The organism is Streptomyces sp. NPDC038200 (genome assembly GCF_055600785.1).
The window spans coordinates 218,975-236,579 of record NZ_JBVJYH010000003.1 but is presented as its reverse complement, the minus strand read 5'-3'; the positions used below and the strand labels follow the sequence as shown (position 1 = coordinate 236,579).

The window sequence follows — 17,605 nt, the reverse complement described above, 5'->3', positions numbered from 1 at the left end:
ATGAGGAGCCGAAGTGACCGAGGCAGTGTCGCGTCCCACGCTGGAGGCCGTGGCCGCGCGGGCCGGCGTGTCCCGGGCCACCGTGTCCCGAGTGGTCAACGGTGGCGACGGGGTGCGCGAGCCGCTGGCCGAGCGGGTCCGGCGGGCGGTGGAGGAACTGGGGTACGTCCCCAACCAGGCGGCGCGCAGTCTCGTCACCCGGCGGCACGACGCCGTCGCGGTCGTCATCGCCGAGCCCGAGTCCCGCGTCTTCGCCGACCCCTTCTTCGCCCTCCAGCTGCGCGGCATCAGCAAGGAGCTGACCGCGCACGACAACCAGCTGGTGCTGCTGCTCACCGAGGGCCGTGCCGACCACGCGCGGGTGGCCCGGTATCTCGCCGGCGGCCATGTCGACGGCGCCCTCGTCTTCTCCCTGCACCTGGACGACCCGCTGCCCGGCCTCATCCAGGACGCCGGCGTCCCCACGGTGTTCGGCGGGCGCCCCGACTGGGGCGAGGAGACCCGGACTCCCGTCTCCGGACGCGGGCGGGCCGGGGAGGACCAGGAAGTGGTGTACGTCGACTGCGACAACCGGGGCGGGGCGCGCGTCGCGGTGCGGCACCTCCTGGACCTCGGGCGCCGGCGTGTCGCGCACATCACCGGGGCGCTGGACCAGACTTCGGCGGTGGACCGGCTCGACGGCTACCGGGACGTCATGGCCGACGTCCTGGGCGAGAGCGACCCCCGGCTGGTGGTGGAGAGCGACTTCACCCCCTCCGGTGGCGAACGCGCCATGCGTGCACTCCTGGCCCGCTGCCCGGACGTGGACGCCGTGTTCGCCGCCAACGACCTCACCGCGCTGGGCGCCCTGCGGGTGCTGCGCGAGAGCGGCCGGCGTGTGCCCGAGGACGTGGCCGTCGTCGGCTTCGACGACATGGTGCCGGTCGCCGAACAGACCGACCCACCGCTGACGACCGTCCGTCAGGACATCGAGGAGATGGGCCGGCTGATGGCCCGCCTGCTGCTGCAGGGCCTGGCGGACGGGCGGCACCGGGAGGGCACGACGGCCGGCGCCCTGGGCACCGGGGCGACGGCGGTGATCCTGCCGACCACCCTGATACGCCGCGGTTCCGCGTAGCCGCGCCTCAGGGGCTCAGTCCTGCGGCGACTCGCTCCTGATCACCGCGAACCGGGCCCCGTACGGGTCGGCGAACCGCGCGATGCGGCCGACGCCGGGCACGCTCGTCGCGGCCGTCCGTACCGTCCCGCCGAGGCGCTGCGCCCGTGCGACGACCGCGTCGGTGTCCTCCACCTCGAAGTACGGCAGCCAGTGCGGACCGCCCTCCGCCTCGGCGGGCGCGTCCGCCATCGGCACCATCCCGCCGAACATCGCGTCGTCCCCGGCACCACCGGGATTGACCCCGGTGTACGTCCCGCCGGGGAAGGACACCGCGCAGGTCTCCAGGTCGAGCACCTTGTGGTAGAAGGCGGCGGCCGCCGCGACGTCCGGTGTGTACAGCTCGACCCAGCACAGCGCGCCCGGCTCGCCCGCCTTGTCCACGCCCTCGGTCCGCCCGGGCTGCCAGATCCCGAACGGCGCGCCCGCCTGGTCGGCGACGATCGCCATGCGGCCCTGGCCCCTCACGTCCGTCGGCTGGAACAGCACGGTGCCGTGGGCCTGTTCGGCGGCCTCGGCGGTGGCCCGGGCGTCCTCGCTCCGGAAGTACACCGTCCAGGACGGCGGTCGCTGCTCGGGGCCGGCCGGCATCCCGCCCGCGACCGTTCGCCCGTCCAGCTGGAAGAAGCCGTAACCGCCGGCGTCCGGCCCCGCCGACCGGAACCGCCAGCCGAAGAGGGCGCCGTAGAAGGCGGCGGCACCGTCGATGTCGGGGCTGCCGACGTCGATCCAGTTGGGGGCGCCGTCGACGAAACGGGTGGTGAGCATCTCGGCCCTCCTCGCAAGGGTCCCGGCGTGTGCACTGCCGAGTCTGGCACCGACCACCGCCGATCGCCGCAGGACCGGCGCGACGCGCCGCACCACCGTCGGCTCTCACCCAGCGTGACGGCGCGCGTTCTCCCGGTTTTCCCACCGCTCCGCGCGCCGCCGTGCGCATGCCGGGGCCGGGGGAGCATCATCGGGGCGGCCGGAGGCCCCGAGTCCGCCGTTGAGCCGATGTTGATCGAACGTTTTTCGGCGGGGGGCAGGCTCCTGGGCATGCACTTCGAAACCATCACCCCGGCCGACGACACCTGGCAGGCGCAGGCGCTGTGCGCGCAGACGGGGCCGGACTTCTTCTTCCCCGAGCCCGGCAGCTCGGTGCGCGAGGCGAAGCGCATCTGCGCCATGTGCGAACTGCGCCCGGCCTGTCTGGACTACGCGCTGGCCAACGACGAACGGTTCGGCGTCTGGGGCGGTCTGTCGGAGAAGGAGCGCCTCGCCCTGCGGCGCACCGCCCGCTGACGCGTTCAGCCGGCGAGTGCGGGCGACGGCCCGCCGTCGCGTTCACCCGGGCAGGCCGGACGATCACCCGCTGACGCGTTCCGCCGGGCAGGCCGGACGGCCGCCCGCCGACGCGTTCCGCCGGCCCGACGACCGCCCGGCCCGTGCGGGGCGTCAGCCGGCGGCGCGTGCCGCCATCCGGGCCTTCCGGGCGGCCAGCTTCTCGTCGAACTTCAGGGCTTCCGCGTTCAGCCCGCCCATGAACAGGCCGAGTTCCTCCTGCGCCTGGCGCCCCTCGGGGCCGAGGCCGTCGATCTCCATGACCTTCAGGAAGCGCAGCACCGGCTGCAGCACGTCGTCATGGTGGATGCGCAGGTTGTAGACCTCGCCGATCGCCATCTGCGCGGCGGCCCGCTCGAAGCCGGGGATGCCGTGGCCGGGCATGCGGAAGTCCACCACGACGTCGCGGACCGCCTGCATGGTCGGGTCGGGGGCGAGCTCGAAGGCGGCCTTGAGCAGGTTGCGGTAGAAGACCATGTGCAGGTTCTCGTCGGTCGCGATGCGGGCCAGCATGCGGTCGCAGACCGGGTCCCCGGACTGGTGGCCGGTGTTGCGGTGCGAGATCCGCGTGGCGAGTTCCTGGAAGGCGACGTAGGCGACCGAGTGCAGCATCGAGTGCCGGTTGTCGGACTCGAAGCCCTCGCTCATGTGCGCCATGCGGAAACGCTCGAGCTGGTCCGGGTCCACCGCGCGCGAGGCCAGCAGGTAGTCACGCATCACGATGCCGTGCCGGCCCTCCTCGGCCGTCCAGCGGTGCACCCAGGTGCCCCAGGCGCCGTCCCGGCCGAAGAGCGAGGCGATCTCGTGGTGGTAGCTCGGCAGGTTGTCCTCGGTCAGCAGGTTGACGACGAGGGCGATACGGCCGACCTCCGTCACCTGGGACTGGTCCTTGGCCCAGGCCTCCCCGTCCTCGAACAGGCCGGGGAAGTTACGGGCGTCGCTCCACGGCACGTACTCGTGCGGCATCCAGTCCTTGGCGATCTTCAGGTGCCGGTTCAGCTCGGTCTCGACCACTTCCTCCAGCGCGTAGAGCAGCCGCGCGTCGGTCCAGACGGACGGGCTGCCGAGGTGAGGGGAGGTGATCGTCATAGGAACTCCAGGGGGACGCCGTACTGACGGGAAGGAAGGGGACGGGCCGGCGAGCGGTGCCGGAAACCTACGTGATCGTAGGCTACGAAGCCGTAGGTTACGAAGCCGTAGGTTAAGACGGCCATAAAGAACCGCTGATCAGCCCACCCGTACGAGCCTTCCGTGGGCGTGCCGAACAGCCCCGGACCCACAGGTCCCGGGGCTGTCGGGGGCGGGGAAGCACCCGGTCAGGCGTACAACTCCCGCAGCCGCACCGAGAGACAGGTCACACAGCCCTCCAGCTTCTCGAACTCGCTGATGTCGACCGTCACCACCTCATGGCCGAGATCGGTCAGCAACTCCGCGGTCTTCGGGGCGCTCGCCGCCATCAGCAGCTTGCTGCCGCCGAGCAGCACCACATGAGCGCCGGCCTCCTCCGGCACCGACAGGAAGCCCGGGAACAGCGAGGGCCGGTCCACCTTCGGTATGTGCCCGATCACCGTGCCGTCGGGCAGCGCGGTCACCGCCGACTTCAGGTGCAGCACCTTGCTCACGGGCACGGCGACCACGCGGGCGCCCAGCGGCTCGAAGGCCGCGCGCACCTGCTGCACGCCGGCCGCGTTGGTACGCCCGCCGCGGCCGACGTAGACGGTCTCGCCGACCTTCAGGACGTCACCGCCGTCCAGGGTGCCCGGCTCCCAGATCCAGTTCACCGAGCAGCCGAGGCGGGCCACCGCCTCCTCGACGCCGGCGGTCTCCTCCCGCCGGGAGTCCGCGCCGGGCCGAGTGATCAACGCCACGTTCCGGTACATGACGACGGCGTCCTCGACGAACACCGAGTCCGGGCAGTCGTCGGCCGGTTCGACCTCGATCGTCTCCCAGCCGTGCGTACGGAGGGCCTCGACATAGGCCTCCCACTGCTCGCCGGCGAGCCCGACATCGACCTGCTCCCGCTCGATGTGCGTCACCAGGCCGTCGGCGAGTCGGGGGCTGGGGCGGCGGACGAGGGCCTTCTTGCTGGGCACGAGGGGCCTTTCGAATCGGTCGGTGCGATGGCGCGGTGTCCGGCGCCCGTGTCGGGGCGCCGGTCCGTCATCATGCAGCGCGCCCCGGCCAGGGCAAAACCCTCGTGGTCGGGCTGTGCCTGTCCTGAGACCCCGGCCGGTCCGGTCAGGCCGGGTCGCCGAGCGCCCCGGGCGTCGTCTCCGTCAGCTCCCCTCCCTCCATCAGCAGCCAGCGGGTGATGCCGATCGACTCCAGGAACGGCAGGTCGTGGCCGGCGACGATCAGCGCGCCCTCGTACGACTCCAGGGCCGTGGTCAGCTGCCGGACGCTGGCCATGTCCAGGTTGTTGGTCGGTTCGTCGAGGAGCAGCAACTGGGGTGCGGGCTCGGCGAGCATCAGCGCGGCCAGGGCCGCCCGGAACCGCTCACCGCCCGACAGGGTGGCCGCCTGCTGGTCGGCCCGCGCGCCCCGGAACAGGAAGCGGGCGAGCCGGGCCCGGATCCGGTTGTCGGTGGCGCCCGGCGCGAACCGGGCCACGTTCTCGGCGACCGACAGCCCGTCGTCCAGCACGTCCAGCCGCTGGGGCAGGAACCGCAGCGGGACGTGGGCCGTCGCCGCGCCGCTCACCGGCGCCAGTTCCCCCGCGACGGTCCGCAGCAGCGTCGTCTTGCCGGCGCCGTTGCGGCCGACGAGTGCGATCCGTTCCGGGCCGCGCAGATCGAGGACCCCCGCCACGCGCGCGTGGAAGACCGTCTCCAGGTTCTCCAGGGTGAGCACCTGCCGGCCTGGCGGTACGGCCGTGTACGGCAGGTCGATACGGATCTCGTCGTCGTCCCGTACGGACTCCGCCGCCTCGTCCAGCCGTTCCCTGGCCTCGGCCAGCCGCTCCTCGTGCATGATGCGGTGCTTGCCGGCGGACTCCTGGGCGGCCCGTCTGCGGGCCCCCATGACGATCTTCGGCTCGCGCTTGGAGTCCCACATCTTCTGCCCGTACCGCTTGCGCCGGGCCAGCTTGACCTGCGCGTCGGCCAGTTCGCGCTTCTGTTTGCGGACATCGGCCTCGGCGACACGCATCATCCGCTCGGCCGCCTCCTGCTCGACGGCCAGCGCCTCCTCGTACGCCGAGAAGTTGCCGCCGTACCAGGTGACCTCCCCGGAGCGCAGCTCCGCGATCTGGTCGACCAGGTCGAGCAGCTCCCGGTCGTGGCTGACCACGATGAGCACGCCCGGCCAGGAGGCGACGGCCTGGTACAGGCGCCGGCGCGCGTACAGGTCGAGGTTGTTGGTGGGTTCGTCGAGCAACAGGATGTCGGGGCGGCGCAGCAACAGCGCGGCGAGCCGTAGCAGCACCGACTCGCCGCCGGACACCTCGCCGACGGTCCGGTCCAGGCCGATGCGGCCGAGGCCGAGTTCGCCGAGGGCGACCAGGGCGCGCTCCTCGACGTCCCAGTCGTCGCCGACGGTCTCGAAGTGCTCCTCGGCGACGTCGCCCGCCTCGATGGCGTGCAGGGCGGCCCGCCGCTCGGCGATGCCGAGGGCCTGGTCCACGCGGAGCGTGGTGTCGAGCGTGACGTTCTGCGGCAGGCAGCCGATCTCGCCGGCCGCCCTGACGGTGCCCTCGGCCGGGGTGAGTTCCCCGGCCAGCAGCTTGAGCAGGGTCGACTTGCCCGATCCGTTGACGCCGACGAGTCCGGTCCTGCCGGGGCCGAAGGCGATGTCCAGACCGTCGAAGACGGCGGTGCCGTCGGCCCAGGTGAAGGACAGGGACGTACAGGTGAGGGATGCAGACATGGGCACCTCGCGAGGGTGTGATGCGGTCGGATGAACGCGTATCGAGACACCGCGAGGCGGAAACCGAAGGGCCTGGCACGCAGAAGGCCAGGAAAAAAGGCCTGTGCCACAAGGACGGCTCGGACGCCGAGGTCGTACGCCGCGCACACCTCACCGGTGCGACGCGATGCCTCAGAACCTCAGACGAGCAACGTCCTTCTCCCATCGACGGCAACAGAACCGCTGTACACCGTAGGAGGGGCCGGGAGGAGTGTCAACGCGATTATCGGCGCACTCCTCACGCGCGCGTGGCGCTCAGCAGGCGTCCCGCATCAGCTCGGCCAGGTCGTGGTCCAGGTCGAGGTGGAGGTGCTCCAGACCGACGGGCACCAGTTCACCCGCCGCCTGCAGGAACCGCCGGATCTCGCCCGAGCGCACATGCACGATCGCGGTGCCCTCCGGGGCATGGAACTCCAGCACGGTGCGGTCGTACCCGTACGGCCGCACGCGGACGTCGCCCTGACCCTCGGGGCCCTGCAGCCCGGCCGTGAGCAGTTCACGGGAGAAGGTCCAGCACACCTCGACACCCTCCAGCGTGGCCGGGGCCGGGAACGTCATGCGGATCGCGAACGGGTCACGCCGGTCGTAGCGCAGCGTGGCGGGAATGCTCGGCATGCGCGGTGCGGCGGCGACGAGACGGGCCTCTACGGGCTGCTCGATGACGGTGGACAACGCCTTGCTCCCTCGTGACGGCTGGACTACGCCCGGGCGTGCGACACCCGGCACTGGAAGAGACGACGGAAACGGCCGATGCGTGCACACGCGGAACGAGTGACCTCGGTCACCGCGTTCATGCCCCCGGGAACGCGGGGCCCTTCGGGCTCGTCCGCCACGCGGCCACGGCCGGCCCTCTGGACGCGGCCGGGGAACTGCGGCTAGCTTCGCCCGCCATGAGGCGCTTGGGGAGCACGCTACGCGGGGCACGGGCGGGCCGGCTGGTGGCGGCGGGGGTGGGGTGCGCGGCGGCGCTGGCGGCCCTCACGGTCCCGGCGGCCGAGGCCCGGCCGCTCGGGCAGGGCGGCACCGGGCCGGGAAGCCCCGGCGGGGCGAGCGTGCACTGGGCGGCGAAGGACCCCGGCACCCCGCGGATCCGCTTCCGTGGTCTCGCGGCCGTGGACCGGCGCACCGCGTGGCTGGCCGGCACCGGCGGCACGGTGCTGCGGACCACGGACGGCGGCACGAGCTGGCGGAACGTCTCTCCGCCGGGGGCGGCCGACCTGCAGTTCCGGGACGTGACGGCGTTCGACGCGCGACGCGCGGTGGTGCTGGCCATCGGCGAGGGGGAGGCGTCCCGCGTCTACCGGACCGACGACGGCGGCACGACCTGGACGGAGTCCTTCCGTAACGCCGACCCGAGGGCCTTCTACGACTGCCTCGCCTTCTTCGACCGCCGCCACGGCCTCGCCCTGGGCGACCCCGTGGACGGGAAGTTCCGCGTCCTGTCCACCGCCGACGGCGGCCGTTCCTGGCGGGTGCTGCCCGCGGACGGCATGCCGCCCGCGCTGGACGGCGAGGCGGGCTTCGCCGCGAGCGGCCAGTGCCTGGTCACCTCCGGTCCCGAGGACGTCTGGCTGGCCACCGGCGGCGGCGCCCACGCGCGCGTGCTGCACTCCACCGACCGCGGGCTGACCTGGACCGCCGCGGACACGCCGGTCCCGGCCGGCGACCCGGCGAAGGGCGTCTTCGCGCTCGCCTTCCGCGACCGCACCCACGGCATCGCCGTCGGCGGTGACTACCGTCCCGACCAGTCCTCGCCCCGGTCCGCCGCGGTCACCGCCGACGGCGGCCGCACCTGGCGGCCCGCCGCCACCCCGCCGCCCGCGTACCGCTCGGGTGCCGCCTGGCTCCCGCACAGCCGCACCACCGCACTGGCCGTCGGCCCGACCGGCACCGACCTGACCACCGACGGCGGCCGCGGCTGGCGGACGATCGACACCGGCTCGTACGACACCGTGGCCTGCACACCCGACCTGAGCTGCTGGGCGTCCGGCGAGCAGGGGCGGGTGGCGCGGCTCGAACGATGAGGTGAGTTGCCCGAATGCGGGGTACTCGTTCCCTGCCGCAAAGGAAGGGAGCGATCATGCCAGCCGGTTCCAGCCCCAAGCGCGAACGTCAGTACGAGCACATCAAGGAGAGCGCGCAGGACCGGGGCGAGAGCGCCGGGCGCGCCAAGGAGATCGCCGCGCGGACAGTGAACAAGGAACGTGCCCGCTCCGGCGAGTCCAAGACCGCCAGCCGCAGCTCGACCCAGGACATGTCGTCGAGCAAGCGCGGTGGTCAGCGGTCGGGCAACCGGGCCGGCTCGCAGGGGCCGACCCGCGATCAGCTGTACAACGAGGCCAAGCAGCGCGGCATCGAAGGCCGTTCGAACATGAACAAGGACCAGCTTCAGCGCGCGCTGGACGCCAAGAAGGGTTGACCACCAGGCCGAGGACGGCCGCGGACCGGCCCGTCCGCGGCCCCGGCGAGTTCCCGAGGGGCCGGCGCTTCGCCGGCCCCTCGGGCTCAGCCGAGCGTCTGCCGGTGGCGGGCGAGTTCGGGAGCCGTCTTCGTCGCGATGAACTCCGTGACGCGGTAGGCGCACACGCCGGCGACGGTGAACGGATCGCTCGCGACGAGCCGCTCGATGTGGTCGCGGTCCTCGCCGACGGCCAGGATCACCCCGCCGTCGCGGGGGTTCTTGCGGCCGGAAGCCAGGAAGACGCCCTGCTCGTACTGCTCCTCCAGCCAGACCACATGGTCCGGCAGCACGGCGTCCACGGCGTCGAGCGGCGCGGTGTAGGTCAGTTCCAGCACGAACATGATCACGACCCTACCCCGCCGGGCGGCCGGTGCGCAGCGGACCCGTACAGTCGCCCGTCATGACGATCGTCGCCGTACCCGCGGGCTGGCCCGCGACCGAGGAAGAGGCCCGCGCCGTCCAGGACGAGCTGCGTGTGCGCGTGGTGCTCGACGAGCCCGGACCGCCGGCCGGGACGGGCCGGGTCACCGGCGTGGACGTCGCCTACGACGACGACCTGGACCTCGTCGTCGCCGCCGCCGTCGTCCTGGACGCCGCCACGCTGGAGGTGGTCGCGGAGGCCACGGCCGTCGGCCGGGTCTCCTTCCCGTACGTGCCCGGACTCCTCGCCTTCCGCGAGATCCCGACCGTCCGGGCCGCGCTGGAGCGGCTGCCCTGCTCGCCCGGCCTGGTGGTGTGCGACGGCTACGGACTGGCCCATCCGCGCCGCTTCGGCCTGGCGAGCCACCTGGGCGTGCTGCTGGACCTGCCGACCATCGGCGTCGCCAAGAACCCCTTCACCTTCACCCACGACGACCCGGAGCCGGGGCGGGGCAGCTCCGCGCCGCTGCTCGCCGGGACCGAGGAGGTCGGGCGCGCCCTGCGCACCCGGGACGGTGTGAAGCCGGTCTTCGTCTCCGTCGGCCACCGGGTGAGCCTGTCCGGCGCCTTGGCCCACACCCTGGCGCTGACCCCGCGGTTCCGGCTGCCGGAGACCACACGCCGGGCGGACGCCCTGTGCCGGCGGGCGCTGCGGGAGGCGGCACAGGGCGCGACCGGCGGCCGGGATCAGGACTCGACGACGCGCCAGGCGCCGACCTCCTGATACGCCGAGTCGTAGACGGCCGAACCGTCGCCGGGTTCGAGGGCGTAGTGGCGCAGGTTGCCACCCCAGTACCGCAGGATGCGCTCCAGCTCCGCCACCCGGTCCTGCGCCACCGCACCGTCGTCCACGGTCACCTCGAGCACGAACTTCACGTCTGCTTCGCCTCCTGGGGCTGTTCCGGCAGGGGCCGCCATCGTCCCAGTCGCGCGAGCGGCCCGTGCCGGGGAGCCCCCGACCGGAGCGGCGCCGGGAGCCGTCGGCCGGGGCGTCTCGCCGGAGCGGGCCGGACCCCGGCGGGATCCGGAGGCCGGGCCGCAGCGGGGCGGTGCCCGGCGGCCCCGGCGGGATCAGGAAGCCGGGCCCTGGCGCTCGGCCGCCACCCGGAAGGTGATCCCGGCCGAGCGCAGCCGCTCGGTCAGGGCGTCGCCCATCGCCTGGGCCGTGGTGACCTGACCCGCCGTCGGCGGGAGGTCGTCGAAGGCCAGGCACAGGGCCGCCTCGGCGAACATCTTCGCCGTCTCGTCGTAACCGGGGTCGCCGCCCGCGACCTCGGTGTACACGCGCCGTCCGCCGCCCTCGCCGACGAACCGCACGGTGAACCAGCTCTTCGCCCGCTTCTCCGCGTCGGGTCCGTCGCCCGGCTTGAGCCGGTCGGAGAGCCAGCGCCGCACGGGCGGCAGCTGGGCCGCGGCGGCCACCGCGCCGACGGCCGCGACCCCGCCGACGGCGACCGGCAGGTGCTGCACGGCGGCGTAGTGCCGGTAGCGGAAGTCCGGACCGTACCGCTCCAGCGCCCGCGCCGAACGGCGCACGATCTGCGGGTCGATGGTGGGCAGCGGCAGCGCCCACGCGCCGACCTCCGCGGCGAACCTCGGGGCGCCCGTCGGCGCCGAGACCCGTCGGCCCGGCAGCCGGGGCTCGTGCCGGGCCCGCTCGCGCGAGGCGGCCAGCATCCGCCGGGCGCGGGCCATCTGGTTCAGCGCCGAGGCGAGGGTGCCGCCGGAGAAGGCCGCGTCGGCGGTCACATAGCCGTCCACGGTCAGCGGCACGCCCTCCGGCAGCTGCCGGACCGTGAAGTACGCGCCCAGATCGTGCGGCACGGAGTCGAAGCCGCAGGCGTGCACGAGGCGCGCGCCCGTCTCGCGCGCGCGTGCGTCGTGCCGGATGTACATCAGGTCCACGAACTCCGGCTCGCCCGTGAGGTCCAGGTAGTCGGCTCCGCTGTCGGCGCAGGCGGCGACGAGTTCCTCGCCGTGCAGCACGTACGGCCCCACGGTCGTGGCGACCACGCGCGCGTGCTCGGCGAGGGCGCGCAGGGTGGCCGGTTCGCTCACGTCGGCGCGCAGGACACCGACGTCGGCGCCGCCGGGCAGACCCTCGCGCAGCTGTTCCAGCCGGCGCTCGTCGCGGCCGGCGACCGCCCAGCGCAGGTCCCGCGGCGCATGCGCGGCGAGATAGTGGGCCGTGAGCGCACCGACGAAGCCCGTGGCTCCGAAGAGCACGAGGTCGTAGGGACGTTCCGTCCTGCTCATCCTGCTCATGACACCCCTTGGTTCGTGGCGGACCGGCACGCACCCCGTCGTGCAGCCCGTGCCGCCGTCGGTGGCCGAGGCTAGCGTGAGCAGTGCGGGGTCCGACGACCAGCCCGACGACCAGCCGGAGGCAGCGGTGGCCGTAGTCAGGAATGCCCTGAAGAAGCGGGAGAAAGCGCGCGCCTTCGCGCTCTCCCGCCGGACGCGGCCGAGGAGTCCCCGTCCGCCCGGTGCCCGAGGCGCACCGAGAGGCGTTCGTCCTTCCCGGGACGACGGTCATCTGCTCGGAGTCGACGACGGTCACCTGCTCGGAGTCCCCGACGAGCCGACCGGCGAGGCGGTCCGTCCCTCGGCGGACGACCGTCGGCCGAGCGCCCCGCGACGCCGCGCCGCGTGGCGGACCGCGTCGGCCGCACCTCGCGGCACCCGTGCCCGCCGCTGTCGCCGGCGTCCGCGGGGGCGGCGGGGCGGTGTGCGGACCCATCACTCTCCCGGGTGATGATCGGTGGGGCGGGCACTTGGCTAAGCGCTTGCTCGTTGAGGTCTTGTGCCCGGTGGAACGCGTTCTTAGCATCACCGGTGTTACATCAGTTGTGTCACACAGGCTTGGGGGCTGCGCATGACAACGGCCAAGACGCCGACGCCGGGCTCCGGCCCGCTCTCCGGTGTGCGCGTGGTCGAGCTGGCCGGCATCGGGCCGGGCCCGTTCGCCGCCATGCTGCTGGCCGACCTGGGCGCCGACGTGGTGCGGGTGGACCGGCCGGGCGGCGTCGACCTCGCCCTCGACCCGGCCCACGACGTCACCAACCGCAACAAGCGCTCGATCGTGGTCGACCTGAAGGCGCCGGACGGCCCCGCGCGCGTCCTGGACCTCGCCGAACGGGCCGACATCCTCATCGAGGGCTACCGCCCGGGCGTCGCCGAGCGGCTCGGCATCGGCCCCGAGCACTGCCACGCCCGCAACGCGCGCCTGGTCTACGGCCGCATGACCGGCTGGGGCCAGGACGGCCCCCTCGCCCACCGCGCCGGCCACGACGTCTCCTACATCGCGCTCACCGGCACGCTCGGCATGATCGGCCGCCCCGACGAGCCCCCGGCGGTGCCCGCCAACCTCCTCGGGGACTACGCGGGCGGCTCCCTCTACCTGGTCGTCGGCGTCCTCGCCGCCCTGCACCACGCCCGCGCGACCGGCACCGGCCAGGTGGTCGACGCGGCCATCGTGGACGGCACGGCCCACCTGTCCACGATGATCCACGCCATGCTGTCCGCGGGCGGCTGGCAGGACCGGCGCGCCGCCAACCTCCTGGACGGCGGCTGCCCCTACTACGGCACCTACGAGACCGCCGACGGCCGGTACATGGCGGTCGGTGCCCTGGAAGGCAAGTTCTACGCCGAGTTCCTGCGCCTGCTCGGCCTGGACGACCTGGCACCCGCCCGCATGGACTGGACCCGCTGGGGCGAGCTGCGCGAACGGATCGCCGCCGCCTTCAAGTCCCGCACCCGGGCCGAGTGGACCGCCGTCTTCGAGGACTCCGACGCCTGCGTGGCGCCCGTACTGAGCTTGCGCGAGGCCCCGCACCACCCGCACCTCGCCGCCCGTGGCACCTTCACCGACCACGACGGCATCACCCAGCCCGCCCCCGCCCCCCGGTTCTCCGCGACCCCCACCACCGTCCGCACCGGCCCCGCCCGCCCCGGCGCGGACACGGCGGCGGTCGCCCGGGACTGGGGGCTCCCGGCACCCCCGACCGACGACCCCGACGACCTGGTCACCGACGGCGGCTGACCCCGCCCACCCGCTCGGCCCACCCTCCCGAAAGGCACTCCAGTGAGCACCGAAGCGTACGTGTACGACGCGATCCGCACCCCGCGCGGCCGCGGCAAGGCGAACGGCGCCCTGCACGGCACGAAGCCCATCGACCTGGTCGTCGGCCTCATCCACGAGATCCGCGACCGCTTCCCCGGCCTGGACCCGGCCGCCATCGACGACATCGTGCTCGGCGTCGTCGGCCCCGTGGGCGACCAGGGCTCCGACATCGCCCGGATCGCCGCCGTCGCCGCCGGACTGCCGGACACGGTCGCGGGCGTCCAGGAGAACCGCTTCTGTGCCTCCGGCCTGGAGGCCGTCAACATGGCCGCCGCCAAGGTCCGCTCCGGCTGGGAGGACCTCGTCCTCGCGGGTGGCGTCGAGTCCATGTCCCGGGTCCCGATGGCCTCGGACGGCGGCGCCTGGTTCAACGACCCGATGACCAACCTCGCCGTCAACTTCGTACCGCAGGGCATCGGCGCCGACCTGATCGCCACCATCGAGGGCTTCTCCCGCCGCGACGTGGACGAGTACGCGGCCCTGTCCCAGGAGCGCGCCGCCACCGCCTGGAAGGAGGGCCGCTTCGACCGTTCCGTGGTCCCGGTGAAGGACCGCAGCGGCCTGGTCGTCCTGGACCACGACGAGCACCCGCGCCCCGGCACCACCGCCGACTCCCTCGCCAAGCTCAAGCCGTCGTTCGCGGACATCGGCGACCTGGGCGGCTTCGACGCGGTCGCGCTGCAGAAGTACCACTGGGTGGAGAAGATCGACCACGTCCACCACGCGGGCAACTCCTCCGGCATCGTGGACGGCGCCTCGCTCGTCGCCATCGGCTCCAAGGAGGTCGGCGAGCGCTACGGACTCACCCCCCGCGCGCGGATCGTCTCCGCGGCCGTCTCCGGCTCCGAGCCCACCATCATGCTCACCGGCCCCGCTCCGGCCACCCGCAAGGCCCTGGCGAAGGCCGGCCTCACCATCGACGACATCGACCTGGTCGAGATCAACGAGGCGTTCGCCGCGGTCGTGCTCCGCTTCGTGAAGGACATGGGCCTGTCCCTGGACAAGGTCAACGTCAACGGCGGCGCCATCGCCCTCGGACACCCGCTCGGCGCCACCGGCGCCATGATCCTCGGCTCGCTCGTCGACGAACTGGAGCGCCAGGACAAGCGCTACGGCCTCGCCACGCTGTGCGTCGGCGGCGGCATGGGCATCGCCACGATCGTCGAACGCATCTGACCTCCCTGCGGAACCAAGCGACTTCAACGGAGACGACTGTCATGACCGAGAGCACCACCATCCGCTGGGAGCAGGACGACACCGGTGTCGTCACCCTCGTCCTGGACGACCCCCACCAGTCCGCGAACACCATGAACCAGGCGTTCCGCGACTCCCTGGCCGTGATCACCGACCGGCTGGAGGCCGAGCGGGACTCCCTCCGCGGCATCATCCTCACCTCGGCGAAGAAGACCTTCTTCGCGGGCGGTGACCTGCGCGACCTCATCCGGGTCACGCCGGAGACCGCGCAGGAGCTGTTCGACGGCGGCCTCGCCGTCAAGCGCGACCTGCGCCGCATCGAGACCCTCGGCAAGCCGGTCGTCGCGGCGATCAACGGCGCGGCCCTCGGCGGCGGCTTCGAACTGGCCCTCGCCTGTCACCACCGGATCGCCCTCGACACCTCCGGCACCAAGATCGGCTGCCCCGAGGTCACCCTCGGCCTGCTTCCCGGCGGAGGCGGCGTCGTCCGCACCGTCCGGCTGCTGGGCATCGCGGACGCCCTGCTGAAGGTGCTGCTCCAGGGCACGCAGTACAACGCGCGGCGCGCCCAGGAGAACGGACTCGTCCACGAGGTCGCCGCCACGCCCGAGGAACTGCTCGCCAAGGCCCGGGCCTTCATCGACGCCCACCCCGAGTCGCAGCAGCCCTGGGACAAGCCCGGGTACCGGATCCCCGGCGGCACCCCCGCCAACCCGAAGTTCGCCGCCAACCTGCCCGCCTTCCCGGCGAACCTGCGCAAGCAGACCGGCGGCGCCCCGTACCCCGCCCCGCGCAACATCCTCGCCGCCGCCGTCGAGGGCTCCCAGGTCGACTTCGAGACCGCCCAGGTCATCGAGGCCCGCTACTTCGTGGAGCTGGCCGCCGGGCAGACCTCGAAGAACATGATCCAGGCGTTCTTCTTCGATCTCCAGGCGGTCAATTCGGGGGCCAACCGCCCCCAGGGCATCGAGCCCCGTCAGGTCCGCAAGGTCGCCGTCCTCGGCGCCGGCATGATGGGCGCCGGCATCGCCTACTCGTGCGCCCGCGCGGGTATCGACGTCGTCCTGAAGGACGTCTCCCCGGAGGCGGCGGCCAAGGGCAAGGGCTACTCGGAGAAGCTGTGCGCCAAGGCCGTCGCCAAGGGCCGCACCAGCCAGGAGAAGGCGGACGCGCTGCTCGCCCGGATCACCCCCACCGCCGAGGTGGCCGACCTCGCGGGCTGTGACGCGGTCATCGAGGCCGTCTTCGAGGACACCTCCCTCAAGCACAAGGTGTTCCAGGAGATCGAGTCGGTCCTCGCCCCCGACGCGCTGCTGTGCTCCAACACCTCCACGCTCCCGATCACCACCCTCGCCGAGGGCGTGGAGCGCCAGGCCGACTTCATCGGACTGCACTTCTTCTCGCCGGTCGACAAGATGCCGCTGGTCGAGATCATCAAGGGCGAGCGCACCGGTGACGAGGCCCTCGCGCGCGCCTTCGACCTGGTCCGGCAGATCAACAAGACGCCGATCGTCGTCAACGACTCCCGCGGCTTCTTCACCTCCCGGGTGATCGGCCACTTCATCAACGAGGGCGTCGCCATGGTCGGCGAGGGCGTCGAGCCGGCCTCCGTGGAGCAGGCCGCCGCCCAGGCCGGCTACCCGGCCAAGGTGCTGTCCCTCATGGACGAGCTGACCCTCACCCTGCCCCGCAAGATCCGCAACGAGACGAGGCGGGCCGTGGAGGAGGCGGGCGGCACCTGGACGTCCCACCCGGCGGAGGCGGTCATCGACCGCATGGTCGACGAGTTCGACCGCCCCGGCCGCAGCGGCGGCGCCGGCTTCTACGACTACGCCGAGGACGGCAGGCGGGCCGGACTCTGGCCGGGGCTGCGCGAGCACTTCACCAAGCCCGGCCACGACATCCCCTTCCGTGACATGCAGGAGCGGATGCTCTTCGCCGAGGCGCTCGACACCGTGCGGCTCCTCGAAGAGGGCGTGCTGACCTCGGTCGCCGACGCCAACATCGGCTCGATCCTCGGCATCGGCTTCCCGGGCTGGACCGGCGGTGTGCTCCAGTACATCAACGGCTACGAGGGGGGCCTGCCCGGATTCGTGGCCCGCGCGCGCGAGCTGGCCGAGCGGTACGGCGAGCGGTTCACCCCGCCCGCGCTGCTCGTGGAGAAGGCGGAGAAGGGGGAGAAGGGGGAGCCGTTCGGCGACGCGGCCCGTTCATGACCCCGTGAGCCACTCGCTCAGCTCTTCCCGCAGCGATCGCTGGAACGTCGTCAGCAGCGCCTGCACCACCAAGGGGTGCATGTGCGCCGACAGGGACTTCACATCCCGGGCGTCACGCTCCGCGACCGCGCCGCGGAAGAGCTGAGCCAGCTCGTGGGCCGCGGCGCGCGAGTGCTCGACGAGCACCTGGCGCGCCGCGAGGATCACCTCGTGCGACAGCGGCACGTCGAGGAGCCGCACCCCGAGCCGGAGCAGCCCGGAGTCGACCCGGAAGGTGTCGTCGGCGGCCTCCCCGACGACGCCCATCGCCGTCAGCCGCTCCACGTCCTCGGCGGCGAGCGGCCGTCCCGCCCGCCGCTCCAGCTCCCGACGGGACACCGTGTCGACCGCGTCCGGTGCCCAGGACGCGATGACGGCCCGGTGAATGGCCAGGTCGTGCGGGGTGAGGTCGTCGGGGAGCTGCTTCAGGTACCGCTCGATCGCCGCCAGGGTCATGCCCTGCTGCCGCAGCTCCTCGATGAGGGCCAGCCGCGCCACGTGGTCGGGGCCGTACTGTCCGACCCGGCGCGGGCCGATCACCGGCGGCGGCAGCAGCCCCTTGCTGCCGTAGAAGCGGACGGTGCGCACCGTGACGCCCGCGCGGGCGGCCAGCTCGTCGATGGTGAGGGGTGTCGTGTCCCCGGCATCGGTGGTCATGTGGAGCAGTATCGCTGTCTCACCAAGGGTGTGAAACCTTCCGTGAACGTCGCGTGACCTGTGGGTGGATCATGTGAGAAGCAACGCTCTGTGACATGGGCCACCGCGTGTCG

Annotated in this window: 17 protein-coding genes; 8 read left to right on the top strand and 9 right to left on the bottom strand. The window is 73.0% G+C overall.

Annotated features, from left to right (window positions below; translation table 11 throughout):
• Window positions 1–13 precede the first annotated feature (13 nt).
• Complete coding sequence (locus tag ACZ7KF_RS08470) at window positions 14–1,117, top strand: LacI family DNA-binding transcriptional regulator (RefSeq protein ID WP_471070361.1); 1,104 nt, start codon at window positions 14–16, stop codon at window positions 1,115–1,117.
• Between the two features lie 15 nt (window positions 1,118–1,132).
• Here ACZ7KF_RS08470 and ACZ7KF_RS08465 read toward each other — a convergent pair whose 3' ends face one another.
• On the bottom strand, window positions 1,133–1,924 hold the full coding sequence (locus ACZ7KF_RS08465; RefSeq protein ID WP_471070360.1) for a VOC family protein: 792 nt from the start codon (window positions 1,922–1,924) through the stop codon (window positions 1,133–1,135).
• 270 nt (window positions 1,925–2,194) lie between these two features.
• Here ACZ7KF_RS08465 and ACZ7KF_RS08460 point away from each other — a divergent pair, with 270 nt between their 5' ends.
• Window positions 2,195–2,440, top strand: a complete 246-nt coding sequence (locus tag ACZ7KF_RS08460) for a WhiB family transcriptional regulator (RefSeq protein ID WP_225828358.1) — start codon at window positions 2,195–2,197, stop codon at window positions 2,438–2,440.
• A gap of 153 nt (window positions 2,441–2,593) precedes the next feature.
• Here the strand turns inward: ACZ7KF_RS08460 and ACZ7KF_RS08455 are convergent, their stop codons facing one another.
• The 4 genes from ACZ7KF_RS08455 to ssgD all read right to left on the bottom strand — a co-directional run bounded on the left by ACZ7KF_RS08455 (window position 2,594) and on the right by ssgD (window position 7,054).
• The gene (locus ACZ7KF_RS08455) at window positions 2,594–3,568 is read right to left on the bottom strand and encodes an acyl-ACP desaturase (protein ID WP_471070359.1); all 975 of its coding nucleotides are present in this window, start codon (window positions 3,566–3,568) and stop codon (window positions 2,594–2,596) included.
• A 227-nt stretch (window positions 3,569–3,795) separates the two neighbouring features.
• Entirely contained in the window at window positions 3,796–4,572 is a 777-nt protein-coding gene (ddaH, locus tag ACZ7KF_RS08450) for a dimethylargininase (RefSeq protein ID WP_471070357.1), read from the bottom strand.
• A 145-nt stretch (window positions 4,573–4,717) separates the two neighbouring features.
• The gene (locus tag ACZ7KF_RS08445; protein WP_471070355.1) at window positions 4,718–6,343 is read right to left on the bottom strand and encodes an ABC-F family ATP-binding cassette domain-containing protein; all 1,626 of its coding nucleotides are present in this window, start codon (window positions 6,341–6,343) and stop codon (window positions 4,718–4,720) included.
• A 294-nt stretch (window positions 6,344–6,637) separates the two neighbouring features.
• Window positions 6,638–7,054, bottom strand: a complete 417-nt coding sequence (gene ssgD, locus ACZ7KF_RS08440) for a spore wall synthesis regulator SsgD (protein ID WP_471070353.1) — start codon at window positions 7,052–7,054, stop codon at window positions 6,638–6,640.
• 218 nt (window positions 7,055–7,272) lie between these two features.
• Between ssgD and ACZ7KF_RS08435 the strand changes: the two genes are divergently transcribed.
• Together ACZ7KF_RS08435 and ACZ7KF_RS08430 are read left to right on the top strand one after the other, a co-directional pair.
• Complete coding sequence (locus tag ACZ7KF_RS08435; RefSeq protein WP_471070351.1) at window positions 7,273–8,406, top strand: WD40/YVTN/BNR-like repeat-containing protein; 1,134 nt, start codon at window positions 7,273–7,275, stop codon at window positions 8,404–8,406.
• Window positions 8,407–8,462: 56 nt separating this feature from the next.
• The gene (locus tag ACZ7KF_RS08430) at window positions 8,463–8,801 is read left to right on the top strand and encodes a plasmid stabilization protein (protein ID WP_471070350.1); all 339 of its coding nucleotides are present in this window, start codon (window positions 8,463–8,465) and stop codon (window positions 8,799–8,801) included.
• Window positions 8,802–8,887: 86 nt separating this feature from the next.
• On the opposite strand, the gene ACZ7KF_RS08425 is transcribed toward ACZ7KF_RS08430, so the two are convergent.
• Window positions 8,888–9,184 (bottom strand): YciI family protein, encoded by a 297-nt coding sequence (locus ACZ7KF_RS08425; RefSeq protein WP_471070348.1) that lies wholly within the window; start codon window positions 9,182–9,184, stop codon window positions 8,888–8,890.
• Window positions 9,185–9,243: 59 nt separating this feature from the next.
• Between ACZ7KF_RS08425 and ACZ7KF_RS08420 the strand changes: the two genes are divergently transcribed.
• Window positions 9,244–9,987 (top strand): endonuclease V, encoded by a 744-nt coding sequence (locus ACZ7KF_RS08420; RefSeq protein ID WP_471070346.1) that lies wholly within the window; start codon window positions 9,244–9,246, stop codon window positions 9,985–9,987.
• Here ACZ7KF_RS08420 and ACZ7KF_RS08415 read toward each other — a convergent pair.
• Entirely contained in the window at window positions 9,951–10,139 is a 189-nt protein-coding gene (locus ACZ7KF_RS08415; RefSeq protein WP_388317828.1) for a hypothetical protein, read from the bottom strand. The genes ACZ7KF_RS08420 and ACZ7KF_RS08415 overlap by 37 nt on opposite strands.
• Window positions 10,140–10,334: 195 nt before the next feature.
• Window positions 10,335–11,528 (bottom strand): saccharopine dehydrogenase family protein, encoded by a 1,194-nt coding sequence (locus ACZ7KF_RS08410; RefSeq protein WP_471070344.1) that lies wholly within the window; start codon window positions 11,526–11,528, stop codon window positions 10,335–10,337.
• Window positions 11,529–12,138: 610 nt separating this feature from the next.
• On the opposite strand from ACZ7KF_RS08410, the gene ACZ7KF_RS08405 reads away from it, so the two are divergent.
• Genes ACZ7KF_RS08405 through ACZ7KF_RS08395 form a run of 3 tightly spaced genes read left to right on the top strand, consistent with a single transcriptional unit; the run spans window position 12,139 to window position 16,796 of the window.
• Window positions 12,139–13,305 carry a CaiB/BaiF CoA transferase family protein gene (locus ACZ7KF_RS08405; RefSeq protein WP_471070342.1) on the top strand — a complete coding sequence of 389 codons (1,167 nt, stop codon included), beginning with the start codon at window positions 12,139–12,141 and terminating at the stop codon, window positions 13,303–13,305.
• Between the two features lie 42 nt (window positions 13,306–13,347).
• Window positions 13,348–14,562 carry an acetyl-CoA C-acetyltransferase gene (locus ACZ7KF_RS08400; RefSeq protein WP_471070341.1) on the top strand — a complete coding sequence of 405 codons (1,215 nt, stop codon included), beginning with the start codon at window positions 13,348–13,350 and terminating at the stop codon, window positions 14,560–14,562.
• A 41-nt stretch (window positions 14,563–14,603) separates the two neighbouring features.
• Complete coding sequence (locus ACZ7KF_RS08395; RefSeq protein WP_471070339.1) at window positions 14,604–16,796, top strand: 3-hydroxyacyl-CoA dehydrogenase NAD-binding domain-containing protein; 2,193 nt, start codon at window positions 14,604–14,606, stop codon at window positions 16,794–16,796.
• Here ACZ7KF_RS08395 and ACZ7KF_RS08390 read toward each other — a convergent pair.
• The gene (locus ACZ7KF_RS08390; RefSeq protein ID WP_471070337.1) at window positions 16,791–17,492 is read right to left on the bottom strand and encodes a MerR family transcriptional regulator; all 702 of its coding nucleotides are present in this window, start codon (window positions 17,490–17,492) and stop codon (window positions 16,791–16,793) included. The two genes, ACZ7KF_RS08395 and ACZ7KF_RS08390, sit on opposite strands and share 6 nt — an antisense overlap.
• Window positions 17,493–17,605 lie beyond the last annotated feature (113 nt).